Source organism: Alkalispirillum mobile (assembly GCF_003664325.1).
Classification (GTDB): domain Bacteria; phylum Pseudomonadota; class Gammaproteobacteria; order Nitrococcales; family Halorhodospiraceae; genus Alkalilimnicola; species Alkalilimnicola mobilis.
In genome coordinates this window covers 1,207,324-1,231,238 of the sequence record NZ_RCDA01000001.1, presented here as the reverse complement: position 1 = coordinate 1,231,238, position 23,915 = coordinate 1,207,324, and the positions used below count along the sequence as shown (strand labels likewise).

Genomic DNA, 23,915 nt, shown 5'->3' with positions numbered 1-23,915 from the left:
CCAGCCCATCCAGCACAAAGGGGGAGATCTATGCCCATCATCCGATCCACGGCTGCCGGGGTTACCCTGGCCGCCGCCTTGTTCTTGGGGCCGGCGCAGGCTGGTGACCCGGTGGCCGGCCAGCTTAAAGCCGATACCTGCATGGGCTGCCACGGCGTGGTCGGGCAACGCAACGTGTACCCCAGCTACCACGTCCCCAAGCTGGGGGGACAGCATGCCGAGTACCTGGTCGATGCCCTCATGGCGTTCCGTGAGGGCGTCCGCGATCACCCCACCATGAACGCCCAGGCGCGCAGCCTGAGTGAAGAGGATATCGAGGATATTGCGGCTTATTTCGCGGCCAGTGAGCCGTCTTCCAGGGGGCGTTGATGATGAAGGGTTTCAGTGTCTGGGTGATCATGGGCATGGGGTTCGCGATGGCGCTGCCGGCAGCGGCCATCGAGCGGGGTGACCCGGTGCGGGGCGAGGATTTGTCTGCGGCCTGCATTGCCTGCCACGGTGAGGATGGCAACAGCCCCGATCCGCAGTATCCCAAGATCGCGGGCCAGCATGCGGACTACCTCGCCCGGATGCTGCGGCGTTACCGGGATACAGACATCGCCAACCCGATCATGAACGGCATCGCGGCCGAGCTGAGTGATTCGGAAATCCGGGATCTGGCGGCATTTTACGCCGAGCAGGAGGGGCCTTTGCATACCCCGCGCCGGCGTTAGCCGGCCGGCGGTGGTGCGGCCGCCCGTGGCAGCCGGGAGCTCAGCGCAGCCGGACCAGCAGGGCCGAGGCATCCCCCTCGCCACCCGCCTCGCGTGCCTGCATGACGATATGCCGGGCGGTGTCGGTCAGGTCGTCCGCAGCGCCCTGCAGCAAGGTCTTCAGCGTGGCGCTATCCACCGCAGAGGAGACCCCATCGGAGCACAGCAGGAACAGATCCCCGCTTGCCCGGTCCAGGTCGTGCAACTCCGGGCGCACGCGGGGGCGCTCCCCCAGCGCTTCGTAAGCCCCTCGCCCCGAGCCCAGGCAGAGCAATTCGCCGTCCCGCAACCGGTAGACCGGCGAGTCCCCCACCAGGGCCAGACTGACCGACGCCGGTGCGACGGTGAGCAAGGCCAGGGTGCTGCCCATGCCCCGATGGCGCCGATTGCGCTCCGTGTGCGCCAGGAGCGCCTGGTTGGCCAGCTGAGCAAGCTTGCGGGGCTCACCGCCGGACTCCAGCCACGTGTGATCGGCGCCATGGTGATTGCGGGTGATGGCCAGGATGGTGTCCACCGCGAGCCCTGCAGCCACCTCGCCATGGGGGCGGTTACTGGCGCCGTCGGCCAGTACGGCCACCCCGGCGGGCAGGTCGTAGCCGAAATGGTCTTCATTGTGGGAACGGCCGGGGCCCGGTTCGGTGAAACCACCTGCTTGCATGGCGAGACGCCCTCGTGATCTGCGGGATGACTGTCCGGATTGTGCCAAGCCCCGTGCTTTCAGGAAAGCCGGGGCCCGGGCACCAATTGGTGGCGCCCGCTCGCCCGCAGCGGCATCGGGGCGGTCAGGGATAGAAGCTCAGCGCCAGAGGGCGACCGTGCTCCGCCTCGGTCACGGGTTGGCAGGTCAACCGGCGCGTCGCTGCCTCGGCCTCCAAACGCCGGGCCAATGTGCTTTCCGGTTGATCCACCACGATCAGCAGGCCCTCGTCATCGTTCAGCGCGCCCTGCAGCAGGCGGGTGGCGGCGCGGGCTGCGCCCACGGGCAGCAGCGCTGGCACTAGGCGGAACCGGTGCAGGGTGCGCTGCAAGTAGGGCAGCGGGGCCTCCAGACGGTGTTCCAGGTCATGGGCTTTGTCGTCCGTGAAGCCGCCCAACTCGTCCACCAGCTCTGCAACCCGCTGCTGATCAACCGCCAGGCGGCCCAGCGGGGTTTGAAAGTGGCCGTGACCATCGAAATGAGGTGCGTCGTCATGGCCGGTGTAGGGGCTCTCGGCCACCAGGTAGACCCGCCGCAGTTGCGACGCACAGCCCTGCAACAGGGTGCACGCGCTTGCAATGGCCTCGCCCGCCCGGGCCTGGCTGCGCGGTGGCAGCACCATGGCCCGTGGCGGGCTGCCCAGCAGTGGTCGGGCCTGCAGCAAGGCATCGAGTGAGCGACGCAGAACCTCCGGATGCCCCGGGTAGAACAGGCCTGCGACGACAGGACGGCGGACATGGCTCATGGTGATCTCCCCTGGCGACAACGACCGGAGCGCGGTGCGGGCTGACAAAAACCCGGCCGCGTCCCCGCATGACCGGCAACTGCTGGCTTACTGCAAATCTATGTCATGGGGGGTGGCTTGCAAGGGGCAGCGGGCTGTTTTCCGATCTGCAGCATCGGCGTGGGGTGGGGCAAACGAAAAGCGGCCACCCCGTCCCCGGGGTGGCCGCCGATACGCGCGGGCCTGTTGCCGTGCTTCGGGATCAGGCCACGCGGCGATCCCGGGCCTCGTTGCTCGCCTCGGCGTGGGCGTTTACCGCGTGCAGGGTGTGCTCGTCGTACTGATCGGGGCGCGGCTGCTCCTCTACCGGAAGCACCTGGCCACGACGGCCCAGCATGGCGGAGAGCTTGCGCCCAAGCCCCTGCAGCGCCGCACGCAACACCATGGCCCGCTGCTCGGCCATGGCCTGCTGCATCCAGGCCTGACGCTCTGCCTCGGTCATCTCGGTGAGCTGCTCGCAGGTTGCTGTCACCCGATCCAGATCACGTACCATTTCAGCCATACCGCACCTCCTGAAGGCGTATCGTCATCGCGACGATCGCCGCACCCGTCGATTCAAAAACCTGCTCCGAATATCCGTTTCACGACGCCCTTGGCGGGCGTGTTGCCCGGTGGTCACCGGGCCAGCTGTCTGGTGTTGATGTCCGGCGCCGGAGGGCTGCCTGGAGCGCGGGGTGTCAGCGGGATGATGCCTGCCCCTCAACGTTGGCCGTATGGTATGACCACGCACCGCCTTGGGGCAATGGGTGCAAGCACCGAAAATGATTCAAGGTTTTTATGGTTCCCTGCAGGTCCCTTGGTTATACCTGATGTACCCGTCAAGGGCTAAGGGAACTGGTTGATTAATAAAGGGTTTGGCGGGCGACAAGGGCGCCCGCCGGAAGGTTAGATCAGGCCGGTCTGCAGCCGTGCCGCCTCGGACATCATGCTCTGGTTCCAGGGTGGGTCGAAGACCAGTTCCACGTTGACGTCCTTGACCGTCGGAATCATCCCCACCTTGACACGAACGTCGTCGGCCAGGATATCGCCCATGCCGCAACCGGGTGCGGTCAGGGTCATGCGGATGTCCACCCGCCGCTGGCCATCATCGTCCTTGGCAATGTCGCAGCCGTAGATCAGGCCCAGTTCCACGATGCTGATCGGGATCTCGGGGTCGTAGCAGGTATCCATCTGCTCCCAGATCAGTTTCTCCACGTCCTCGTCGGTGGCATTGGGGGGGAGTTCCGGGGGTTGTGGCGGCTCCTTGCCAATGGCGTCGGCGTCCTTGCCATCCAGCCGGAACAGGTGCCCCTGGATGTAGACCGTGAAGCTGCCGCCCAGCGCCTGGGTCAGCACGCCCTCGGCGCCTTTGGGGATGGTGCCGGACTCGCCGGCCGGGATGACGACTGCCTCGCAGTCGCGTTCGAACACCACCGGTTCGCCCCTGGGGCTGTACATGAACGCCTCCTAAACCCAAGTGTTTGGCTCAGCAATTGCCGTATTCTACCAAGGGCGTAGCCAGACGCCAGCGGTGTGACCTGCGGGCGCGGGGTCCGTGGCGTCTGCCCATTGTCGCACCGGGGTGAGCCCCCTAAGCTGTTCCAGTGACCGGCAAGCGGCCCTAGGGGCCCTGGGAGGGGCAGTGACAACGCACGAAGAAGCCATTCAACAGGAGATCGATGACCACGGGGTCGTGGTGTTTTGCTCCGGTTTGACCGAGACCGAGCTGCTGAGGGAGGCGGCGCAGGCGCGCGGACACGCCTACCGGGAGGTCCGGATGGGTATGGGTGATGCGGCCATGCGCGAGCGCTTCCACACGCTGCAGGCCATGACGGGGCGGGAGACCCTGCCCCAGGTGTTCGTGGACGGGCAGTTCGTTGGGGGCATGCAGGATTACCTGGCCCAGGGTGCGGCGGCCGGCATGGGGGCGGAGGCGCAAACCTGGGTCAAGCGCCTCGGTTATGCCGGCCTCCTGCCCTTTGCCTTCGGCGTGCTGGTGCTGCTGTTCGCCTCGGCGCACTCCCCGACCGGGCAGTTCTTCTCCCTCTGGACCATGGCCTACGGGGCGGTGATTCTCAGTTTCCTGGGTGCCACGCACTGGGGCGTGGCATTGGCCCGGGGGCAGGCGACCGGGGGCGCGGCCGACTACATCGCCAGCGTCGTGCCCGCGCTGGTGGGCTGGCTATCACTGCTGCTCCTACCCTGGGCGGGGATGCCGCTCCTGCTGGCCGGCTTCCTCGGTTGGTGGGGGTACGAGCGCAGGGTTGCCGCCCGCTTGCAGCTGCCCGACTGGTACCAGCGTCTGCGGTTCCGGCTGACCGGCCTGGTGAGCCTGATGCTGGCGTTGGCGGCACTGCTGGTCTGGCTGGGTTAGCGCGGCCGGCGGATTGACGGTCAGTCGTTGGCGGCGCGGTCACCGGCCTGTTCCCGCAGCGTGTCCAGCGTCTGCTGGAACTGGTTCCGGTGCGGGCCGCCCTTGGCCACCGCCCGTTCCGCCATGTCCAGTGCGGAGGACCATTGGCCCTGCTCGGCGAGTATCCAGGCCAGGTTGTTGTAGACGGCACCGGATGCCGCACCCCGGTCCAGGGCCTGCTTCAGGTGGGTCTCCGCTTCCTCCAGCTCGCCCCGGGAGAAGTGCAGGTTGGCCAGCGCCACCGCCATCTGGGGGCTCAGAGGCCAGCGGCTGATGCCGGCCTGCCAGGCCTGCTCGGCCGCCTCCTGCTGGCCGGTGGCCTCCAGGGCGTGGGCCGCCTCCATGTAGCGTCCCGGGTCGGCACTGGCCGGGACGCGCCCGGGCTCCACCACGACCAGCGCCCAGCGCTCCCCGCGGTTCCAGGTGCGCAGGAAGGTGTTTACCGCGGTGCGGTGCCGTTCGTGGGGACCGGAGCGCAGGATGAACTCGTCGGTCTCCGGGTCGAGCCCCACCAGCACCGCGTAATGCCATCGGGGCGCGATGGCCAGCCCCAGGTTCTGCAGGACCACGACCGGGTGGCCCGCCTCCAGTTCTGCCAGCACCGCCTCGGTGCGCGGGCGCAGCACGTAGGCCAGTCGCCCCTGGTGGCGGGCCTGGGCCACCAGCTCGCTTTGCAGGCTGCCGCTGCGCTCCGGGACATGCAGTGACGGGATCAATTCCTCCGGGGTGGTGTCGACACCGCTCCAGCCGAGCACCGTGGCCAGGGAGGCCGGGCCGCAATAGAGTGTCTCGTCCGGGTGAAATGGCACCCCGGCGATCTCCTCTACCGCGGGCGGCTCCTCCGGCATGCCGTCGCGAAGACTGCTGGTGCTGGCGCAACCGGCCAGCACCAGCAGGCTGATCAATATCGCACCACTCCGCCAGAGCATTACTGCGCCGTGCGGGTGACGAACGGGTAGACGTCGGTGAAGCCGAGGATGTCAGTGATCAGCAGCACGAGGAAGATCAGGACCGCAGCGCCCACGACGCTCCCCACGCCGGCTCCGGCGGGCATCTCCTCGATGCGCTCATGCATCTCGGCTACCTCCTGATCGGTCAGCAGATCCACCCGCTGCTCCGCCTCGGAGGGGTCCACGCCCCATTGCACCAACCGGTCGCGGACATCATCACGGGCCAGGAAGGCCTGTACTTCGGCGCGCTGCTGCTCCACGCGCATCTCATCCACCAGGGTCTCGGTGCCCACCATGCCGGGGTGGTCCATCTGGGCGGCGATGGGCGCGGCCATGCTGAAGAGCATCAGCGCGGCGAGGAGCAGGGCAGTGAAGCGGCGGACTTCGGGGTGGATCAGGCTCATGGCGTCACTCCTTGATGGCTTTGGGGTCAATCCTGGCGGCCGAGCCACTGGATGCGGTAAAGGTCCAGCCGCCGGTCTCGGTAATTGCGCACGGAACCCTCGTTACGCAGTTCGGTGAGCTTTTCCAGGTCCAGGTCGACGATCAACGTCATTTCCGTGTTGGGGGTGGATTCCGCCACGATGGCATCGTGCGGAAAGGCGAAGTCGGCCGGCGAGAAGACGGCCGACTGGGAGTACTGGATGTCGATGTTCTCGATATCCGGCAGGTTACCGACACTGCCGGTAATCACTGTATAGCATTCATTCTCTATGGCACGTGCTTGCGCACAGCGGCGCACACGCAGGTAACCGGTCTTGGTGTCCACCCAGTAGGGCACGAACAGGATCTCCACCCCCTGCTGGGAGAGGATGCGCGCCAGCTCGGGGAATTCCGAGTCGTAGCAGATCAGCACCCCCACCCGACCGGCGTCGGTGTCGAACACCTTCAGGCTGTCGCCGCCCCGTACACCCCAGTAGCTTCGCTCATCCGGCGTGATGTGCAGCTTGTACTGGTGGTCGATGGTGCCATCGCGCCGGCACAGGAACGAGACGTTGTAGAGCACCTGGTCCCGGTAGACCGGCATGGAGCCGGCGACGATATTGATATTGTAGGACACCGCCAACCGGGACATGGCCTCGCAGATGTCGTCGGTGTACTGCGCCATGCCGCGGATGGCCTCGGCCGGGTTGTCCTGGTTGAACTGCGCCAGCAGCGGGGCGTTGAAGAACTCCGGGAACAGGGCAAAGTCGGCGTTGTAGCCGGCCACTGCGTCCACGAAGAACTCCACCTGGCCCATCAGGTCCTCCAGCGAGCTGACCGTGCGCATCTGCCACTGCACGGCGCCCACCCGCACCACCTTGCTGCGGGTGGCGATCAGCGGGGTTTCATCCGCCTCATAGAAGATGTTGTTCCACTGCACCAGGGTGGCGTAGGCGTGGGACTCCCGGTCCTCCGGCATGTAGTCGGTGATCACCCGGCGCACGTGGAAGTCGTTGGCGAGCTGGAACGAGAGGATGGGGTCGTGGATCTCGCTCTGCTTGACCAGCTCGATGTAGTGCTCCGGGGTCATCTCGTCGGCGTGCTTGCGGTAGCCGGGGATCCGGCCGCCGGCGACGATGGCGCGCAGGTTGAGTTGCCGGCAGAGCTCCTTGCGGGCGTCATACAGCCGCCGGCCAAGGCGCATGGCCCGGTACTCCGGATCGACGAAGACGTCCACTCCGTAAAGCACGTCGCCCTTGGGGTCGTGGGTGGTGAAGAAACCGTTGCCGGTGATCTCCTCGTAGGTATGGCGATCACCGAAGCGGCTGTAGTCCACGATCAGCGTCAGGGCGGCGGCCACCACCCGGCCGTTGTCCTCCACGCAGATCTGGCCCTCGGGGAAGCGGTTGATCTGCGCCGCGAACTGCTCCCGCGACCAGGCGCCCCCCATGGCCCCGGGGTAGACATGGTCCATGATGTGCTTGATGTCCGGGTAGTCCTCCAGGGTGAGGTTGCGGAGGCGTAGCCGATGTTCCTCGAGGTCGGAGCTGGTCGGGGCGTTGTCCTGTTCGCTCATAGGGCGGATTCCGGAAGCGGGCGCGATGCAGCGATTGTATAGGCGATCTTCCGCGCGGGGCCAGCCCGATGGCGAGCCAGGCGGCCAGGCGCGCCTTGCGCGGGTGCTGTGTCGGTTGCTACAAATGCGGTAATGTTTCCGGCCCGGCCCGGATACCCCGACAGGGAGCCCGCCTCTTCCCGTGAGAACCCGTTTGCACCCAATTGCCCGCCGCTGCCTCGTTCCCGTGGGCGTGCTGGTGCTGTTGTTCCTGCCTGCCCTGCAGGCCGCCTGGGCGGTGGAGGTGCAGGTGGAAGGGGTCAGCGGTCAATTGCGCGACAACGTCGAGGCCTGGATCGGCGAGCCTGCGGGGGACAGCCGCAGGGCGCTGCGGGCCTACCAGCGCCAGTTGCCGGAGCGGGCCGGGCAAGCGCTGCAGGCACTGGGTTACTACGAGCCGGAGATCGACGTGGAGCGCGAGGAGACCGACAACGGGCCCCGTTTCATCCTGCGCATCGATGCCGGCGAGCCGGTGCGTATCGCGCTGGTGGACCTCCGCATCGACGGGGAGGCCGCGGAGGACAGCGCCTTCGACGGCATTCAGGCGCGGTTGCCGGTCCAGCCCGGGGCGGTGTTGCGCCATGACCGTTACGAGACCGCCCGCCGCCAGTTGCAGACCCTGGCCCTCGACCGGGGCTATTTCGACGCCCGCTACACCCAGCGGCGGGTGGAGGTGGACGTGGAGGCCGGCGAGGCCACCGTCATCCTTCATTTCGACAGCGGTCGCCGCTACAGCATGGGTGATGTGCAGTTCTCCGAAACCGCGCTGGCGCCCTGGTTCCTGGAGCGGCTGGTGCATTTCGAGCCGGGGGACCCCTACGAATCGCGCCACGTGAGCGAGTTGAACCGTGCTCTGCTGAACAGCGGCTATTTCGCCCAGGTGTCTGTCCGCCCCGAGCCGCGCGAGGCCGATGAAACGCTGCGTGTCCCGGTGCAGGTGGAGTTGACCGCCGAGCGGCCCCACCAGGTGCGCACCGGTGTGGGCTATTCCACGGACGTCGGGCCGCGGATCCGTGCCGGCTGGTCCCGCCCGTGGGTCAACCGGCGTGGGCATACCCTGTCGGTGGACACGGAACTGTCCGAGAAGCGCCAGAACATCTCCACCCGCTACGGCATTCCGCTGCGGGACCCACTGCGCACCCAGCTGGTCCTGCAGGGGGGCTTCCAGTACGAGGACATCGAGGACACCGAGAGCGAACTCTACACCCTGTCGGTGCAGCACCAGCACCGCTTTGAGAGCGGCTGGCAGCAGAATCTGGGCATCCGGTGGGACCGGGAGCGGTTCACCATCTCCGACGAGACCCGCACCACCACGCTCTACCTGCCCGGGGGCAGCTGGTCGCGGAACCGCGCCCGCGGTGGCGCCGACCCCCATTGGGGTGACCGGCTGCTGTTCAGCGTCGAGGGCACGGATGAGTGGATGGGTTCCGATATCGACGTCTTCCGGGTGCGCACCGGGGCGCGGCTGCTGCGCAGCTTTGCCGATAACCACCGCGTCCTCCTGCGTGCCGACCTGGGCGGGCTGACCTCCAGCGAGTTCGAGAAGGTGCCGCCGACGCTGCGGTTCTTTGCTGGCGGCGACCAGAGCGTGCGTGGTTATCGCTACCAGACCCTGGCCCCGGAGGATGACGAGGGCGACGTGATCGGCGGTAAATACCTGGCGGTGGCCAGCGCGGAGTACGGTTACACCTTCCGGCCCAACTGGCGCCTGGCCGCCTTCACCGACGCCGGTAACGCCTTCGATGACTGGGATGACCCGGACCCGCAGGTGGGCGCCGGTTTCGGTATCCGCTGGATCTCGCCGGTGGGCCCCATCCGGCTGGACTTCGCCTCGGCACTGAGCAAGTCGGGTAACCCCTGGCGGCTGCATTTCTCCATGGGGCCGGAGATATGATGCGGGTAGTGCGGCTCACCCTGCTCGGGTTGCTGGTCCTGGTGTCTCTGCTTGCCGGGACGCTCACCTGGCTGGTGGGCACCCCCTCCGGCGCCCGGGCCGCGGCGGACCTGGCCCAACGGTTTGTGCCCGAACTGGAGCTTGAGGTGACCGGTGGCAGCCTCTGGAGCGGCCTGGAGCTCTCATTCGCCCGCTGGCAGGACGGCGAACTGCGGGTGGAGACCGGGCGCGTGGTCACCGGCTGGGATATGGGCTGCCTGACGCGGCGGGCCTTTTGTCTTCAGGCCCAGGTCCATGACCTGGAGGCCCTCATCCCCGAGGGCGACCCCGGCGACGCCCCGGACCCGGAGGAGGGCGCGCCCGATACCCCCATGGAGCGGCTCGACCTGCCCCTGGCCATCCAGGTGGAGCGGCTGGAACTCCGCGGTGCTCGGGTGCAGGTGGCAGAGCACGACATCGCGCTCGACTTCCTCAACCTGGAGGGGGACTTGAGCGGCGATGTGCTCAACCTGGAGCGGACGGAAACGCGGGGGCTCCGGGTCCGCCTGCCCGAGCCGGCGGACGAGGAGGACGCGGCCGACGCCGGAGAGGCCGCGCCGATGGCCGACTTCCAATATCAGCCGCCGGAACTGCCCGACCTGCAACTGCCGCTGGATGTGCACCTCCAGACCCTCCGTATGCGCGACAGCGCCCTGTGGCTTCCCGGCGAAGATCAGCCGATGCCCCTGCCCGATGTGGACCTTACGGCCAGTCTTGAAGGTCAATCCCTGGGGCTGGCCCGCCTGGACCTCTCTCACCCCTACGGGGAGCTGCGCAGCCGCGGGCAGCTGGCGTTGGGGGGCGACTGGGACGTGGCCCTGGATCTGGACGTGGTGGCCGGCGAGGCGCTTGCCGACAGCCTGCCACTGGTCCTGCCCGGCGCCCCGGAATTCAGCCTCAGGATGGAGGGTGCGCTCAAACAGGAGCTGCAGCTCGCCCTGGAGGCGGTCACCGGCCACCAGGCACTGGCATTGGATGCCCGCCTGACCCCCTTGGATGAGCAATTGCCCTTCGAGCTGACGCTGCGCTGGCCGCACCTGGGCTGGCCGCTGGACGATCCGGGGGGTTACCGCAGCCGCGACGGGGCGCTGAACCTGACCGGCGACCTGTCCGGGTGGCAGGCCAGCCTGCGCAGCGAAGTGGCCGGCCCCGAGCTTCCGGCCGGGCTGCTGAGGCTGGACGCCCACGGCGATCTCACCTGGGCGCGGCTGGAGGCCCTGACCCTGGAGGCGCTGGAGGGCACCGCGGAACTCTCCGGCGCCGTCGACTGGTCCGGGGTGCTGCAGTGGGATATCGACCTCGCGCTGCGAGACCTGAACCCGGGGAGCTTCTGGGAGGGGGCGCCGGAGCAGGTCTCGGGCCGGGTCGAGAGCCAGGGGCAGCTCACCGAGGCCGGGCCGGACCTTCGCGTGCGGATCCCCGGCATTGAGGCCCTGGTGCAGGACTACACCCTGGCGCTCGATGGGGCGGCCGGAATGGACCCGGCCGGCCACCTGCACTTCGACGACATCAACCTCCGGGTGGACGGGCAGGCGGGGCTCACGGTGGCCGGGGCTCTCACCGACCGCTGGGACCTGGACGGCGAGATCAGCCTGCCCGACCTGTCGGCGCTGGGCGTGCCGGACCTGGCCGGCGCCCTCGCGGGGCGTTTCCAGTTGCGCGGCGAGCGCGACCGGCCCGACCTGGAGGCGGAGCTCAGCGGCGATACCCTGTCCGGCCCCGGGGGCGTGGGGCTGGGGGCATTGGAGTTGACCGCCCGCGTGCCCGCCCTGGGGCAGGAGGACAGCCGGCTGGCCCTGCGCCTGTCCGACCTGTCGGCCGGGCCCGAGCACCTGAACGACGTGGCACTGGAGATCACCGGCCGCGAGGCGGCGCACCGGCTCGACCTGCTGGCGGATGGCCGCGGCGGGCTCGAGCTGGACCTCGCCCTCACCGGTGCCTTCGACCGCGAGACCGGCGACTGGGAGGGGGAGCTGGCCCACGCCCTGGCCATGGCCCGGCGTTACGGCCACCGCCTCAACCTCGAGCAGCCCCTTGACCTGGCCTGGGACGCCGAGGCGGGCCGTCTGCGGCTCGCCGCCCATTGCTGGACGGTCAATGAGCAGGGCCGCCTCTGCATCGACGAACCCGCGGCGCTGGGCGCCGACGGTGAACTGGCCTTCAGCCTCAGTGATTACGACCTGCAGGCGGGGCTCAGGCCCTGGCTGCCGGAGGACCTGGCGCTGGTCGCGGGGCTCGATGCGGAGGGGCAGGTGGCCTGGGGCGATGCGCTCACCGCCCAGCTCGCCCTGTCCAGCGAGGACGGCCTGCTGCGGCTGCGCCTCGACGAGGAGGACGAGGAGGAGGACTTCGAGGAGCTTCGTTACGACGCCTTGACCGCACAGCTGGACTACCGCGAGACCGAAGCCACCCTGGCGGTCGATTTCACCACCCCGGAGCTCGGCGGCGCCCGCCTGCGCGTCACCACCGACCCGCGGCCGGAGGCCCGCGAGCTGGACGGCGAATTGGTGCTGGAGGATCTGGATCTCTCCATGGCCCGGCCCTTTGCCCCCGACCTGAGCCGCCTCGAGGGGGTGATCGCTGCCCGCGCCGAGATCGGGGGGCATTGGGAGGATCCCCAGGTTACCGGCCAGGTCACCCTGGCGGACGGGCTGGTGGACGGGCCGGACCTGCCAGTCACCCTCAGCGATCTCCGGCTCGACGTGGACGTGGCCGGCAGCCGGGCCGACTATCGGGGCGAGTTCCGCGCCGGCGACGGCCGCGGGCAGCTGCACGGGCGGGTGCTCTGGGGCGGCGACGAGTGGCGCGTCATGGCCAACCTGGACGGTGACGCCCTGGAGGTCTTCCTGCCGCCAGGGCTGGACCTGGCGGTCTCCCCGGCCCTGCGCGCCGTGGTGCGGCCCAACCACGTGTTGCTGCGCGGTCGCGTCGATGTGCCCCGGGGCATGATCGATATCCAGGACCTGCCGGAACAGGCCGTTGGTCTCTCCCGTGACGTGGTCGTGGTGCGCCGCACCGAAGAGATGCCGGTCACCGATGAACAGGCCCTGGAGGGCTGGGACCTGGACGTGGATATCGAACTGCGCCTGGGCGCGGACGAACTGGCGCTGTCCGCCTTCGGACTGACCGGGCGCCTGGAAGGCAATATGCGGGTCCGCCTGCGCGACGACGTGCCGGAGGGGGTGGGCGAGATCCGCATCGTCGACGGCCGCTACCGCGCCTACGGCCAGAACCTGCGGATCCGTCGCGGCACCCTGCTGTTTGCAGGGCCGGTGGATCAGCCGGAGCTGGATATCGAAGCGGTGCGCAATGTGAGTCGCTACGACGTGGTGGCCGGCATCCGCGTCGAGGGGCGCGCCGATGATCCACGCGCCCGCCTGTTCGCCGAGCCGGCCATGCCCGATGACGAGGCCCTCTCCTACCTGATCCGGGGCCGTCCGCTGAGCGCTGAAGGCGACGGCGCCGAGGCGATGATGGCCTCCGCGGCCCTGGGGCTTGGCGTCAGTGGCGCCTCCGGCATCATCGGTGGGGTCGGCGAGGCGCTGGGCGTGGAGGACGTGGAGGTGGAGGCCGTGGGCGAGGGCGACGAGACCCAGGTGGTGGTCGGCGGCTACCTGAACCCGCGGCTCTACATCAGCTACGGCGTGGGGGTGTTCAGCCCCGACAACACACTGACCCTACGCTACCAGCTGGCCCGACAGCTGTTCCTGGAGGCGGTCAGTGGCGTCGAGAACGCCCTGGACCTGATGTACCGGTTCGAGTTCGGTGGCCGGGGCGGGGAGGCCGCGCCACCGGAGCCGGCCACCGACAACGGGGAATAGCCCGGGCCCGAGCGGGATCAGGAGGGGGGCTGGTCCCGGCACCGGCGTACAAAACCGTAGCCGCTGCGGAAATCCGGGTACATGAAGCGGAAGCCGGAGGCCAGCAGAAAGCTGTTGCTCAGCCGTTTGCCGGTGACCGCCGTTTCGTTCTCGTCGCGCGGCGGGTAGGGCACGCCCAGCCGGTCCGCCAGCCAGTCCGCCACCACGCAGTGCTGCACCGGCTCGCAGTCGGTGCCGATGTACAGGGTCGGTTCCACCTCGGGCAGCGCCAGGTGGGTCAGCACCCGCACGCAGTCCTCCTCATGGATCCGGTTGGTCCAGTGATGGGGCCGGCAGGGCTTACCCTGGCGGACGGCCTCCACCAGGTGTTCCCGGCCCGGACCGTAGATGCCGGAAAAGCGCACCACGGTCGCTTCGCTGTCGCTCTGAAAGGCCAGTTGTTCCGCCGCCAACAGGGCCTCCGCCCGCTGGGTGGCCGGCTCCGCTTCGGTCCATTCGTCGACCCAGCGGCCGTCGTCCCGGCCGTAGACGGAGGTGCTGGAGACGAAGATCAGGCGCCTTGGTGTTGCCCCCGCACGCTGCAGGCCGTGCAGCAGGCCGATCATGCCGTCGTGGTAGGTGCGCCAGTAGCCGGCATCGCTGTAGTCATCCGGCGTCAGGATGCAGTAGATCAGGTCCACGTCCCCCGGCAGTTGCAGCAGGCTGTCCGGTTGGTGGAGGTCCGCGGCCAGCGGCGTCAGCGGGGCGGGAATGGCCTCGGGATGGCGCCGCAGGCCGGTGACCCGGTGGCCGGCATCGGCCAGGGCCTGGCCCAGGGCGATGCCCAGCCGCCCACAACCGGCGATCAGTACGTGTTCCTGGCTTGCCATGGTGCTCTCGCTTTCCGAAAACGCCCGCCACAAGCGGCCCGGCGGGCAATGGGTGTATAGTAGCGTCCCCCAAAACATGCAATGGATCAAACCGGAGTCATGACCGCACGACGCCTGCACCGTATGCGCCAGACCCTGGAGCACCGCCAGCCCGACCTGCAGGTCCTGCTGGACCAGGTCCACAAGCCGCACAACCTCTCCGCCATCCTGCGCACCTGCGATGCGGTGGGCGTGCCCCGGGCGCACGCGGTCTCGCGGCACCAGGACTTCACGGTACACCGCGCCGCCTCCTCCGGTACCGGCCAGTGGGTGGACGTGCAGACCCACACTGACCTGCCTGCTGCCATCCGCACCGTGCAAGGTGCAGGGATGAAAGTTTACGCCGCCCACCTCTCGGAGGTTGCGGTGGACTACCGGGCGGTGGACTTCACGCAACCCTGCTGCCTGCTGCTGGGCGCGGAGAAGGAGGGGGTGAGTGCCGAGGGGGCCGAACTGGCGGATGGGCACGTGATCATCCCCATGTTCGGGCTGGGCGCCTCGCTGAACGTCTCGGTGGCGGCGGCGGTGATCCTGTTCGAGGCCCAGCGCCAGCGACTGGCCGCCGGTCTCTACGAGCAGCCTCGGCTACCGGAGGCGGAGATCCGCCGCACCCTGGTAGAGTGGCTGCACCCGCGGATCGCCGAGCGTTGCCGCAACGAGGGGCGCCCCTACCCGGAACTGGACGAGGATGGGGCCGTTATCTGGCAGCCGGCCACGTCGTAAAGCGCCCGGCTCAGTCAAACCGGTAGTGGCGGTTCAGCGCCCGGTAGACCCGCTCCGGGTACCAGGTCTGGCCCAGGCTGCCGTTGTAGCGGGCCAGCGCGCGGGTCGTGTCGCCGTTCTCGATGTCCAGGTAGTGGGCCAGGATGGTGGTGCCGAAGCGCAGGTTGGTCCGCAGGTCGAAGAGGTTGTCGCCCGCCTCGCCGATCTCGTCCAGCCAGAAGGGCATGATCTGCATGATGCCCCGCGCCCCGGCGGTGGAGACGGCGAAGCGGTTGAAGTTGCTCTCCACGTGGATGACCGCCAGCACCAGCTGCGGGTCCAGCCCGGCGCGGCTGGCCTCCGCGTGCACCTTGCGCAGGATGCGCATGCGTTTGTCCGGATCGGGCACCTGTCGGTCGAGCTGCTGCGACATGGCCACCAGCCAGACCTGGGCGGCGTGGCGGTTGTCGAAGCTCTCGTTGCTGTCCATGGCCTCGCGCAGCGCCTCGCGCAGGGCCGGGTCCGGCGCTTGGCCCTGACTCGGTTCACCGGCCGGCAGGGCGGCGCTGAACAGCAGGAACAGCAGGGCGGCGAGGCCCGCGGCCCGGCGCCAGTACTGGGGCGCCGCGCTCCGGCGGGCGGCCGCGTGGTCGGGACCGGGCTGCGCTTGCATGGTTATCCTGCCGCTCGTGTGCGACGGTTAACCTAACCGCGCCTGCAGGAACCCATGCACCTCGGCCAGCGGCACCTCGGTACTCTCGCTGTCCCGCCGCCCGCGGTACTCCAGCACGCCGTTCTTCAGCCCGCGGTCGCCAATCACCACCCGGTGGGGGATGCCGATCAGCTCCACGTCGGCGAACTTGACCCCGGGGCGGGCATCGCGGTCGTCGAAGAAGACCTCCACCCCTGCATCTAGCAGCTCGGCGTAGAGTTTTCCCGCCTGCTCGGCCACCGCCTCGGAGCGGTTCATGCCGATGGGCACCAGGGCGACCTGGAAGGGGGCGATCGGCTCGGGCCAGATGATGCCGTTGTCGTCGTGGTTCTGCTCGATGGCGGCGGCCACCACGCGGGAGACGCCGATGCCGTAGCAGCCCATGGTCACGGTCTGAGCGTCGCCGTCCTCGTTCAGCACGGTGGCCTTCATCTTCTCGCTGTACTCGCGGCCCAGCTGGAAGATATGGCCCACCTCAATGCCGCGGGCGATCTCCAGCGTGCCCTTGCCGTCCGGGCTGGGGTCGCCGGCCACCACCTCGCGCAGGTCGGCCACCTCGGGCAGCGCCACGTCGCGGCCCCAGTTGATCCCGAAGTAGTGCTTGTCATCGCTGTTGGCACCGGCGGCAAAGTCGCTCATCACCGCCACGCTTCGGTCCACCACGCAGGGGATCGGGAGGTTGACCGGGCCCAGTGAACCGGGGCCGGCACCGATGGCGTCGCGGATCGCCGGTTCGTCGGCCATCACCAGCGGCTCGGCCACTTGGGGCAGGGCAGTGGCCTTGACGTCGTTCAGGGTGTGATCACCGCGCACGATCAATGCCACCAGCCCGCCCTCGGCGCCGTGCACCACCAGGGTCTTGATGGTTTTCTCGATGGGCAGCCCGTAGTCCTTGACCAGGTCGTCGATGGTGCGGGCGCCGGGGGTGTCCACCAGGCGCATGTCCTCGCCGGGGGCCGGAGTGCCGCCGGCGGGGGCCGGAGCCTCGGCCAGCTCCACGTTGGCGGCGTAGTCGCCCTCCGTGGAGAAGGCCACCGCGTCCTCGCCCGACTCGGCGAGGACGTGGAACTCGTGGGAGACGCTGCCGCCGATGTTGCCCGAGTCGGCCGCCACCGCGCGGAACACCAGCCCGGTGCGCTCGAAGATCCGGCTGTAGGCGTCGTACATGACCTGGTAGGTGCGCCCCAGGCAGTCGTCGTCCAGGTGGAAGGAGTAGGCGTCCTTCATCAGGAACTCGCGGGCGCGCATCACCCCGAAGCGGGGGCGGATCTCGTCGCGGAACTTGGTCTGGATCTGGTAGAGGTTGAGCGGCAGCTGGCGGTAGCTCTTCACCTCGCGGCGCACGTAGTCGGTGATGACCTCCTCGTGGGTGGGGCCGAAGCAGAAGTCGCGCTCATGCCGGTCCTGCAGGCGCAGCAGCTCCGGGCCGTACTTGTCCCAGCGGGTGGACTCCTGCCAGAGCTCCGATGGCTGTACCGCCGGCATCAGCAGCTCATGGGCGCCGGCGCGGTCCATCTCCTCACGCACGATCTGCTCCACCTTGCGCAGCACCCGCAGCCCCAGCGGCGTCCAGGTGTACAGGCCGGCCGCCAGTTTGCGGATCATCCCGGCGCGCAGCATGAGCTGGTGGCTGACGATCTCGGCGTCGGCGGGGGTCTCCTTGCTGGTGGAGAGCGGAAACAGGCTGGCTCGCATCGGCGTCTTTTCCTTCTTGATTGAAAACCTGGCCCGGAAGGATACAACAGCCCGGGGCGGGGACGAACCCGGTGCCCGACCGGCCCTACCCGCGCAGCCAGCTCTTGAGCGGGGCCAGAGGTTGCGGGCGGGCATACAGGTAGCCCTGGGCGTGCGGGCACCCGTTGCGTGCCAGAAAATCGGCCTGGGTCCGGGTCTCGACGCCCTCGGCAATCACATCCAGGTCCAGCGCCCGGGCCATGGCGAGCAGCGCCCGGACCAGTTCGCGGTCGCCGGGATCGTGCTCCAGGTCGGCGATGAAGGATCGGTCCAGCTTGAGCCGGTGAATGGGCAGGAGCTTGAGCCGGGCGATGTTGGAGTAGCCGGTGCCGAAGTCGTCTACCGCCAAACGGATTCCTGCCGACCCGATGGCATTCAGCGTCTCGGTTACCCCCGCCTGGTCGGTAAAGAGTGCGGATTCGGTGATCTCCACCTCCAGGCAGTCGCTCGGCAAACCGGCCCTGGCGAGACGTTCGGTGAGCATTGCCGGCAGGGATTCATCCAGCTGGCAGGGAGAGAGGTTGAGGGCGAAGCGGGCATGTTGCAATGCCGGCCAGGTCTGCAGCAGGGTCCTTGCTTCCGAGATCGCAGTGTCTATCACCCATCGCCCCAGATGAAGGATCAGCCCCGACTGCTCGGCAAGGGGGATGAACTCGGCGGGACTGATCGGCTGCCCGTCATCGCGCGGCCAACGGGCCAGGGCCTCAAGGCCGGTTACCCGGCCATCCTCCAGGCTGACCTGGGGTTGCCAGGCCAGTTCGAGCCTGTCGTTTTCCAGCGCCTCGCGAAGGTCCGCAACCCGACGTACCCTTTGCCGGGCGCGTTCATGGGCATCAGGTGAGTAAAGGCTGAAGCCGCCCTTGCCGGCGGTCTTCGCCTGAAAGAGGGCCGAGTGGGCACTGGCCAACAGGGTATCCGCGTCTGCGCCATCGTCCGGGTAATGACAGATGCCGAGGCTGGCGGAGACAAAGAACGATTCCTGGTCCACGGGAATGGGGCGTTCCAGGGCGTGCAGCAGGCGCTGGGCAAGGGTGTGAATGTTGACCTCGCCACCTTCTGAGAGGATGACAAACTCATCGCCCTCGAGGCGCGCCAGGTCGTCGCTCTCTCGCAGACAGCCCTGCAGTCGCTTGCCGATCTCCACCAGGACCTGATCACCGCTGTTGTGGCCATAGGTGTCGTTGATCTCCCGGAACCGGTCCAGGCCCAGGCAAAGCAGTGAAAACGAGAATTTGCGGTGTCCAGCCAGTGCGGTGATCCGCCTGAGGCGCTCAAGGAAGAGAGCCCGGTTGGGCAGTCCGGTCAGGCTGTCGTAGTTGGCCAGTATATGCAGCCGATCGCGCAGCTCCTTGTGTTTGGTGATATCGGAGAAGACCCCGACGAAATTGGTGATGCGACCTGTCTCGTCCCGGATGGCATCCACGTGCAGCCACTCCGGGTAGACGTCGCCGTTTTTTCGCCGGTTCCAGATCTCCCCCTCCCAGCGCCCGTGCGCCTGCAGTTGCTGCCACATATTCCCGTAATACTCGGCGCCATGCCGCCCGGAGGAGAGCAGGCTGGGGGTGTGGCCGAGGGCCTCCCGGGGGGCATAGCCGGTGGTCTGCGTGAAGGCGCGGTTGACGGAGATGATCCGCTGCTCGGCATCCGTCACCATGATGCCCTCGGAGGTGGCGTTGAACACCGCACTGGCGATCTCGTGGGCGTGGAGTTCGTCCTGCAGTTGCGCGATCAGGGCCTCGCGCTCCTCGCGGAGTTTCTGTTCGCGGGCCAACAGAACCGAAAAGAGGCAGGTATGGGAGGTGACGCCGATGCACTCGCCCTGCGCATCCACCACCGGCAGGTGCAGGGTGTGCGCGTGGTCCAGTGCATCCAGCACTTCCTTTACCGGGGCCTCTGCGCTGAGGGGTTTCGGGGGGCGTTTGACCAGCAGGTCGGCGAAGATCCGGCCGGGGAAGAGGGCGGCCTGGCGCTCCTCCACCAACCCCATGAAGCGGCCCGACTCGTCGAGCACGACAAAGGCACGCACCGGTTCCTTGCTGTCGCGCACCACGTCGCGGTAACGCTGAATGGTGGCCACCTCGATCCAATGACCGCAGAGCAGGTCCGAAGCCCGTAGCTCCCCGTTCATCTTGCCTCCGAGTCAATCTGGACCTCGATCTCCATCTCCAGATGGACGATCTCCTCCGGGCCCATCAGGGGCTTGACTCGACTGAGAACGAAATCCCGGATCTGGTCGCGACTGAGCTTGCGCAGCACCGCACTGCGTACCAGGACATCGCCGATGACTTCATCCTCAATTTCCAGGTGTTCGTATGGTGTGATGGTGAGCAGGTCCAGCGCCTTAGCCACGGCCATGTGGCCGATGGGCGATTCGCACCCCAAGACCAGGCCATCGTGGATGGGCGGCAGGGAGAACTCCTTGACGCTGGCGCGGATGACGTAACGGCTGCTGTCCCTTGGCATGATTCTGGTTTTGATTGGGCTGGCTTTGTTCAACGGGAAAGAGGGTTGCGCGTGCCCGCAGTGGGCCCGCGGGACTCGCCGGCAGTACCGCCGAGAACCGCAATGCGCAAAGGTTCAATACGCCAAAGATTAGCAGGTTTTCCACTGCGGGTCGTTGATCCCCGGGCAGAGCTATTGCCACCAGGCGACGGTCAGTCCGGCGGCCAAGGACAGCAGCATCGGGCCGGTGACCCGCTTGCCCAGCGCCCCGGTGCCGATCACCCCGGCCAGTGCGCCCTTGATGAGGTTGTTCACCGAGGCGGCGATGACGATGCCCAGCACCGCCGTGTCCAGGCTGATAGAGACATTCGACATGCGCGTGAGCGACAGGGTGATGGCGTCCACGTCCGCCAAGCCGGACGACGCGGCCAGCAGGTAGATGCCGGCATCGCCCAGCCAGTCGCGCAGCCACTCGCCCAGGAACATGATGGCGGTGAGCAGTGCCCCGAACACCAGCGCCGACTTGAGATCCAGCGGATTCTGCTTGAGCTTGGGCTGCGTCACCTCCCGCGACTGGCGCTGCCGATACCAGATGAGCAGCGCGGGCAGATAGAGCAGGCTGGCCATGACGATCACCGGCAGCACCAGCGGCGGAATGAGCGCCGGGTTGATGATCAGCCCATAGAGCAGGATGCGCGGGAACATGGTGCCGCAGGCGATCAGGATGCCGGCGGCCAGCAGGGGGCTGAGCCCGGGGGCGTGGCGCGACTGCCGGGAGAAGTGCAGGGTGAGGGCGGTGGAGGAGCTCAGGCCCGCGAACAGGCTGGTGAACAGTATCCCCTTCTCGGTGCCCCCCACCCGCACCGCGAAGTAGCCCACGAAGGAGACCGAGGCGATCAGCACCACCAGCCACCAGATTTCGTAGGGGTTGATGGCCCCGCCGGGGCCCATGCCCTCGTCCGGCAGCAGCGGGAGGACCACCACCGAGATCAGCAGCAGCTTGAAGGCCGCGTCCAGCTCGTGGGCGTGCAGCCGGTTGATCAGCCCGTGAATCTCCTGCTTGTTGTCCAGGATCACGGCGGTGATCACCGCACCCGCGGTGGCGATCACCAGGTCCACGGCCACGGCAATGGCGCCGAAGGCGAAGGTGAGGAGCAGGCCGACCGTGCCGGTGATGCTGACGTTGCCCGCGTGCTCCGCCTGGGTGCGGTACGCGACCAGCACCAGGGCGGCGAGACCGATCAGCATGACCGGGAAGGCCCAGGGGGTGAGGTGCTCGGAGAGTACCGCCGAAAGCCCGCCGAGCAGGCCCACCAGGGCGTAGGTGCGGATGCCCGCCACCCGACGGCCAGCCTCCAGCGCCCGCGATTCCCAGCCGCGCTCCAGGCCGATCAGTGCGCCCAGTAGCAGTGCCACGGCCAACTGCAGGATGGTCTCGTTGCCGGCGATGAACTGCTCGGTGAGTTCTTCCATAAGGTGTCCGCCCCCCTGTGGTCACCTTAGCGGTTGTCAGGGGCTGGTAACAGCGGCAGCGCGCCACCTTGACGCTTTGCCCCATCCCGAGTAGTTTTGCTCCCTTTCCTGCGAGCGCTTTATTCCAAGCCTCGGTGCGGCTCAGCCCGGTGGCCCGGGCGCTTGTCGCCACTCCGGGGCAGATCCAGAAGGGACCAGCGGACCATGCGGCATATCATTTCCATATTGGTGGAGAACGAGTTCGGCGCGCTTTCGCGCATCGCCGGGCTGTTCACGGCACGGGGCTACAACATCGAATGCCTCACCGTAGCCCCCACCGACGACCCCACCCTGTCGCGCATGACGCTGGTGACCATCGGTGATGACCGCATCATCGAGCAGATCATCAAGCAGCTGAACAAGCTGCTGGACGTGGTCAAGGTCATGGACATGACCGAGGGGCGGCACATCGAGCGGGAAATGATGCTCATCAAGGTGGCCGCCGCCGGTGCGGAGCAGCGCGAGGAGTTCAAGCGCCTGACCGACATCTTCCGCGGGCGCATCCTCGACGTGACCGATCGCATCTACACCATCGAACTCACCGGGCCCAGCGACAAGCTGGACGCCTTCCTGGATGTGCTGGGCCACAGCGCCATCCTGGAGGTGGTGCGTTCCGGTGTCATCGGCATCGCCCGCGGCGAGAAGCACCTGCGGGTCTGATCTTTCAAGCTATGGGCGCCGTGGCGCCGCAACGTGAATCCTGAAGGGGTAGTCATGCAAGTCTATTACGATAAAGACGCCGATCTCTCCATCATCCAGGGCAAAAAGGTGGCCGTCATCGGCTACGGCTCCCAGGGCCATGCCCACGCCAACAACCTGAAAGAGTCCGGCGTGGACGTCGTGGTGGGGCTGCGTGAAGGTTCCGGCTCCGCGGCCAAGGCCAAGAACGCCGGCCTGGAAGTGGCCAGCATCGAGGAGGCCGCCGCCCAGGCCGACGTGGTCATGATCCTGGCCCCGGACGAGCACCAGGCGGTGATCTACCACAACCAGATCGCCCCCAACGTGAAGTCCGGCGCCGCCATCGCCTTCGCCCACGGCTTCAACATCCACTTCGGCCAGATCCAGCCCGCCGACGACCTGGACGTGATCATGATCGCGCCCAAGGGCCCCGGCCACCTGGTCCGCTCCACCTACGTGGAGGGCGGTGGCGTGCCCAGCCTGATCGCCATCCACCAGGATGCCAGCGGCAAGGCCAAGGACATCGCCCTGTCCTACGCCTCCGCCAACGGCGGCGGCCGTGCCGGTGTCATCGAGACCAGCTTCCGCGAGGAGACCGAGACCGATCTGTTCGGTGAGCAGGCCGTGCTCTGCGGCGGCATCACCGCCCTGATCCAGGCCGGTTTCGAGACCCTGGTCGATGCGGGTTACGCCCCCGAGATGGCCTACTTCGAGTGCCTGCACGAGACCAAGCTGATCGTCGACCTGCTCTACCAGGGCGGCATCGCCAACATGCGCTACTCCATCTCCAACACCGCCGAGTACGGTGACTTCACCCGTGGCCCGCGTGTGATCAACGAGGAGAGCCGCGAGGCCATGCGCGAGATCCTGGCCGAGATTCAGGAGGGCGAGTTCGCCCGCGAGTTCGTGCTGGAGAACCAGGCCGGCAACCCCACCCTCACCGCCCGTCGCCGGCTGGCCGCCGAGCACGAGATCGAGGTGGTGGGCGAGCGCCTGCGCGGCATGATGCCCTGGATCAACGCCAACAAGCTGGTGGACAAGGACAAGAACTGAGTCCTGCAGCCTGACGCTCGCCCTGGACGGGGCGGGCCGTTCTCGGAGGCCGGGTTCCCCTTGGGGGGCCCGGCCTCCGTGCGTTCCGACCCGTTCATTGGCGGTGGGCCGGGGTTTCGGGCCGCCCCTGGGCTTGCCAGGCCCCACATGACACGGGATGCTGTGGCAAACGATGGGACCCTGGCATGGACTCAAGGAGAGACAGGGCATGAGCGAGCATTTTGATCCCTGGGTGGTGTGGCTGGTCGCCGGGCTGGCGCTGATACTGGCCGACCTTTTCCTGGCCGGTGGTACCAGTGGCGTGTTGCTGCTGCTCGGGCTGATGGCCTTGGCGGGCATGGCGGCCGCGCTGCTGGGGCTTGAGCTGACCGGGCAACTGGCGGTAGCGGGGGTGGCCGGACTGCTCCTGTTCCCGGTGGTGCTCTGGTTCATGCGCCGGATGAGCGGTCGGCGCAGTGGCGCGGCCGGGCAGGATACGCGGGTAAGCGGGGAGATCTACGCGGTGCAGCAATGGGGCGACCGGTTGGGGATCCACGTGCTGGGTGATTTCTTCCCTACCCGGCTTGAGCCCAGTTCAGCGGAGCCGGACCGGCCCCTGGCCCCGGGCGAACGGGTGCGGGTGGTGCGTTTCCGGGGGATCACCGCCGAAGTGGTGCGGGTTACCGACACCGACGAAGGGGCGGAGTGACCGGCAAAAATATGACTGATTGATCAGTCACCTGGCGTGTTACGGCGTTCCATTCAGATCGGTGTGGGGGATATTCGAGAAAGGTCTACCCCATCTTTGAAAATCATGTTGCGGCGCAC

At 67.8% G+C, this 23,915-nt stretch carries 22 protein-coding genes; 9 read left to right on the top strand and 13 right to left on the bottom strand.

Annotated elements, in window-relative coordinates; translation table 11 throughout:
* The first annotated feature begins 30 nt into the window (after positions 1 to 30).
* Positions 31 to 369, top strand: a complete 339-nt coding sequence (locus tag DFR31_RS05705; RefSeq protein ID WP_121441651.1) for a c-type cytochrome — start codon at positions 31 to 33, stop codon at positions 367 to 369.
* A complete protein-coding gene (locus tag DFR31_RS05700) occupies positions 369 to 713 on the top strand; it encodes a c-type cytochrome (RefSeq protein ID WP_121441650.1) in 345 nt (114 codons plus the stop codon). The genes DFR31_RS05705 and DFR31_RS05700 overlap by 1 nt, the downstream gene beginning before the upstream one ends.
* A gap of 40 nt (positions 714 to 753) precedes the next feature.
* Here DFR31_RS05700 and DFR31_RS05695 read toward each other — a convergent pair whose 3' ends face one another.
* The 4 genes from DFR31_RS05695 to sufT all read right to left on the bottom strand — a co-directional run bounded on the left by DFR31_RS05695 (position 754) and on the right by sufT (position 3,670).
* Positions 754 to 1,410 carry a PP2C family protein-serine/threonine phosphatase gene (locus DFR31_RS05695; protein WP_121441649.1) on the bottom strand — a complete coding sequence of 219 codons (657 nt, stop codon included), beginning with the start codon at positions 1,408 to 1,410 and terminating at the stop codon, positions 754 to 756.
* Positions 1,411 to 1,534: 124 nt separating this feature from the next.
* Positions 1,535 to 2,194 (bottom strand): AmmeMemoRadiSam system protein B, encoded by a 660-nt coding sequence (gene amrB / locus DFR31_RS05690; RefSeq protein WP_121441648.1) that lies wholly within the window; start codon positions 2,192 to 2,194, stop codon positions 1,535 to 1,537.
* Between the two features lie 241 nt (positions 2,195 to 2,435).
* Positions 2,436 to 2,735 carry a hypothetical protein gene (locus tag DFR31_RS05685; protein ID WP_121441647.1) on the bottom strand — a complete coding sequence of 100 codons (300 nt, stop codon included), beginning with the start codon at positions 2,733 to 2,735 and terminating at the stop codon, positions 2,436 to 2,438.
* A 383-nt stretch (positions 2,736 to 3,118) separates the two neighbouring features.
* On the bottom strand, positions 3,119 to 3,670 hold the full coding sequence (sufT, locus tag DFR31_RS05680) for a putative Fe-S cluster assembly protein SufT (protein ID WP_121441646.1): 552 nt from the start codon (positions 3,668 to 3,670) through the stop codon (positions 3,119 to 3,121).
* A gap of 184 nt (positions 3,671 to 3,854) precedes the next feature.
* Between sufT and DFR31_RS05675 the strand changes: the two genes are divergently transcribed.
* On the top strand, positions 3,855 to 4,586 hold the full coding sequence (locus DFR31_RS05675; protein WP_121441645.1) for a DUF3429 family protein: 732 nt from the start codon (positions 3,855 to 3,857) through the stop codon (positions 4,584 to 4,586).
* 20 nt (positions 4,587 to 4,606) lie between these two features.
* Here the strand turns inward: DFR31_RS05675 and DFR31_RS05670 are convergent, their stop codons facing one another.
* The 3 genes from DFR31_RS05670 to DFR31_RS05660 are packed head-to-tail and all read right to left on the bottom strand — an operon-like array spanning position 4,607 to position 7,574.
* Positions 4,607 to 5,530, bottom strand: coding sequence for a PA2778 family cysteine peptidase (locus DFR31_RS05670; protein ID WP_170153609.1), 924 nt, complete (start codon positions 5,528 to 5,530; stop codon positions 4,607 to 4,609).
* A 23-nt stretch (positions 5,531 to 5,553) separates the two neighbouring features.
* Positions 5,554 to 5,979 carry a PA2779 family protein gene (locus DFR31_RS05665; RefSeq protein ID WP_121441643.1) on the bottom strand — a complete coding sequence of 142 codons (426 nt, stop codon included), beginning with the start codon at positions 5,977 to 5,979 and terminating at the stop codon, positions 5,554 to 5,556.
* A gap of 26 nt (positions 5,980 to 6,005) precedes the next feature.
* The gene (locus tag DFR31_RS05660; RefSeq protein WP_121441642.1) at positions 6,006 to 7,574 is read right to left on the bottom strand and encodes a bifunctional GNAT family N-acetyltransferase/carbon-nitrogen hydrolase family protein; all 1,569 of its coding nucleotides are present in this window, start codon (positions 7,572 to 7,574) and stop codon (positions 6,006 to 6,008) included.
* Between the two features lie 193 nt (positions 7,575 to 7,767).
* On the opposite strand from DFR31_RS05660, the gene tamA reads away from it, so the two are divergent.
* Together tamA and tamB are read left to right on the top strand one after the other, a co-directional pair.
* A complete protein-coding gene (gene tamA / locus DFR31_RS05655) occupies positions 7,768 to 9,507 on the top strand; it encodes an autotransporter assembly complex protein TamA (protein ID WP_245971092.1) in 1,740 nt (579 codons plus the stop codon).
* Entirely contained in the window at positions 9,504 to 13,367 is a 3,864-nt protein-coding gene (tamB, locus tag DFR31_RS05650) for an autotransporter assembly complex protein TamB (RefSeq protein ID WP_147436948.1), read from the top strand. Before tamA ends, tamB begins: the two co-directional genes overlap by 4 nt.
* Before the next feature lie 17 nt (positions 13,368 to 13,384).
* Here tamB and DFR31_RS05645 read toward each other — a convergent pair whose 3' ends face one another.
* A complete protein-coding gene (locus DFR31_RS05645; protein ID WP_121441640.1) occupies positions 13,385 to 14,236 on the bottom strand; it encodes an SDR family oxidoreductase in 852 nt (283 codons plus the stop codon).
* A gap of 99 nt (positions 14,237 to 14,335) precedes the next feature.
* Here DFR31_RS05645 and trmH point away from each other — a divergent pair, with 99 nt between their 5' ends.
* Complete coding sequence (trmH, locus tag DFR31_RS05640; RefSeq protein WP_121441639.1) at positions 14,336 to 14,998, top strand: tRNA (guanosine(18)-2'-O)-methyltransferase TrmH; 663 nt, start codon at positions 14,336 to 14,338, stop codon at positions 14,996 to 14,998.
* A gap of 10 nt (positions 14,999 to 15,008) precedes the next feature.
* On the opposite strand, the gene DFR31_RS05635 is transcribed toward trmH, so the two are convergent.
* The 5 genes from DFR31_RS05635 to DFR31_RS05615 all read right to left on the bottom strand — a co-directional run bounded on the left by DFR31_RS05635 (position 15,009) and on the right by DFR31_RS05615 (position 21,338).
* Positions 15,009 to 15,650: a lytic transglycosylase domain-containing protein gene (locus DFR31_RS05635; RefSeq protein ID WP_121441638.1), complete on the bottom strand. Its 642-nt coding sequence runs from the start codon at positions 15,648 to 15,650 to the stop codon at positions 15,009 to 15,011.
* Positions 15,651 to 15,677: 27 nt separating this feature from the next.
* Entirely contained in the window at positions 15,678 to 17,384 is a 1,707-nt protein-coding gene (locus DFR31_RS05630; protein WP_121441637.1) for a proline--tRNA ligase, read from the bottom strand.
* A gap of 85 nt (positions 17,385 to 17,469) precedes the next feature.
* Positions 17,470 to 19,551, bottom strand: a complete 2,082-nt coding sequence (locus DFR31_RS05625) for a putative bifunctional diguanylate cyclase/phosphodiesterase (protein ID WP_121441636.1) — start codon at positions 19,549 to 19,551, stop codon at positions 17,470 to 17,472.
* Positions 19,548 to 19,886 (bottom strand): hypothetical protein, encoded by a 339-nt coding sequence (locus DFR31_RS05620; RefSeq protein ID WP_121441635.1) that lies wholly within the window; start codon positions 19,884 to 19,886, stop codon positions 19,548 to 19,550. Before DFR31_RS05620 ends, DFR31_RS05625 begins: the two co-directional genes overlap by 4 nt.
* Before the next feature lie 171 nt (positions 19,887 to 20,057).
* Complete coding sequence (locus DFR31_RS05615; protein WP_121441634.1) at positions 20,058 to 21,338, bottom strand: MgtC/SapB family protein; 1,281 nt, start codon at positions 21,336 to 21,338, stop codon at positions 20,058 to 20,060.
* Positions 21,339 to 21,542: 204 nt separating this feature from the next.
* On the opposite strand from DFR31_RS05615, the gene ilvN reads away from it, so the two are divergent.
* From ilvN to DFR31_RS05600, 3 genes are all read left to right on the top strand, one after another.
* A complete protein-coding gene (gene ilvN / locus DFR31_RS05610; RefSeq protein WP_121441633.1) occupies positions 21,543 to 22,037 on the top strand; it encodes an acetolactate synthase small subunit in 495 nt (164 codons plus the stop codon).
* 54 nt (positions 22,038 to 22,091) lie between these two features.
* Positions 22,092 to 23,108, top strand: coding sequence for a ketol-acid reductoisomerase (ilvC, locus tag DFR31_RS05605; protein ID WP_121441632.1), 1,017 nt, complete (start codon positions 22,092 to 22,094; stop codon positions 23,106 to 23,108).
* 208 nt (positions 23,109 to 23,316) lie between these two features.
* Positions 23,317 to 23,796, top strand: a complete 480-nt coding sequence (locus DFR31_RS05600) for an NfeD family protein (protein ID WP_170153608.1) — start codon at positions 23,317 to 23,319, stop codon at positions 23,794 to 23,796.
* Positions 23,797 to 23,915 lie beyond the last annotated feature (119 nt).

Bases quoted from the DNA above. Each gene is read 5' to 3' on its own strand.
- DFR31_RS05660 (WP_121441642.1), bottom strand. From the start codon at position 7,574: ATGAGCGAACAGGACAACGCCCCGACCAGCTCCGACCTCGAGGAACAT.
- DFR31_RS05645 (WP_121441640.1), bottom strand. From the start codon at position 14,236: ATGGCAAGCCAGGAACACGTACTGATCGCCGGTTGTGGGCGGCTGGGC.
- DFR31_RS05665 (WP_121441643.1), bottom strand. From the start codon at position 5,979: ATGAGCCTGATCCACCCCGAAGTCCGCCGCTTCACTGCCCTGCTCCTC.
- tamB (WP_147436948.1), top strand. From the start codon at position 9,504: ATGATGCGGGTAGTGCGGCTCACCCTGCTCGGGTTGCTGGTCCTGGTG.
- DFR31_RS05620 (WP_121441635.1), bottom strand. From the start codon at position 19,886: ATGCCAAGGGACAGCAGCCGTTACGTCATCCGCGCCAGCGTCAAGGAG.
- trmH (WP_121441639.1), top strand. From the start codon at position 14,336: ATGACCGCACGACGCCTGCACCGTATGCGCCAGACCCTGGAGCACCGC.
- ilvN (WP_121441633.1), top strand. From the start codon at position 21,543: ATGCGGCATATCATTTCCATATTGGTGGAGAACGAGTTCGGCGCGCTT.
- DFR31_RS05600 (WP_170153608.1), top strand. From the start codon at position 23,317: ATGAGCGAGCATTTTGATCCCTGGGTGGTGTGGCTGGTCGCCGGGCTG.
- sufT (WP_121441646.1), bottom strand. From the start codon at position 3,670: ATGTACAGCCCCAGGGGCGAACCGGTGGTGTTCGAACGCGACTGCGAG.
- DFR31_RS05625 (WP_121441636.1), bottom strand. From the start codon at position 19,551: ATGAACGGGGAGCTACGGGCTTCGGACCTGCTCTGCGGTCATTGGATC.
- ilvC (WP_121441632.1), top strand. From the start codon at position 22,092: ATGCAAGTCTATTACGATAAAGACGCCGATCTCTCCATCATCCAGGGC.
- DFR31_RS05630 (WP_121441637.1), bottom strand. From the start codon at position 17,384: ATGCGAGCCAGCCTGTTTCCGCTCTCCACCAGCAAGGAGACCCCCGCC.
- DFR31_RS05685 (WP_121441647.1), bottom strand. From the start codon at position 2,735: ATGGCTGAAATGGTACGTGATCTGGATCGGGTGACAGCAACCTGCGAG.
- amrB (WP_121441648.1), bottom strand. From the start codon at position 2,194: ATGAGCCATGTCCGCCGTCCTGTCGTCGCAGGCCTGTTCTACCCGGGG.
- DFR31_RS05705 (WP_121441651.1), top strand. From the start codon at position 31: ATGCCCATCATCCGATCCACGGCTGCCGGGGTTACCCTGGCCGCCGCC.
- DFR31_RS05635 (WP_121441638.1), bottom strand. From the start codon at position 15,650: ATGCAAGCGCAGCCCGGTCCCGACCACGCGGCCGCCCGCCGGAGCGCG.
- DFR31_RS05700 (WP_121441650.1), top strand. From the start codon at position 369: ATGATGAAGGGTTTCAGTGTCTGGGTGATCATGGGCATGGGGTTCGCG.
- DFR31_RS05615 (WP_121441634.1), bottom strand. From the start codon at position 21,338: ATGGAAGAACTCACCGAGCAGTTCATCGCCGGCAACGAGACCATCCTG.
- DFR31_RS05695 (WP_121441649.1), bottom strand. From the start codon at position 1,410: ATGCAAGCAGGTGGTTTCACCGAACCGGGCCCCGGCCGTTCCCACAAT.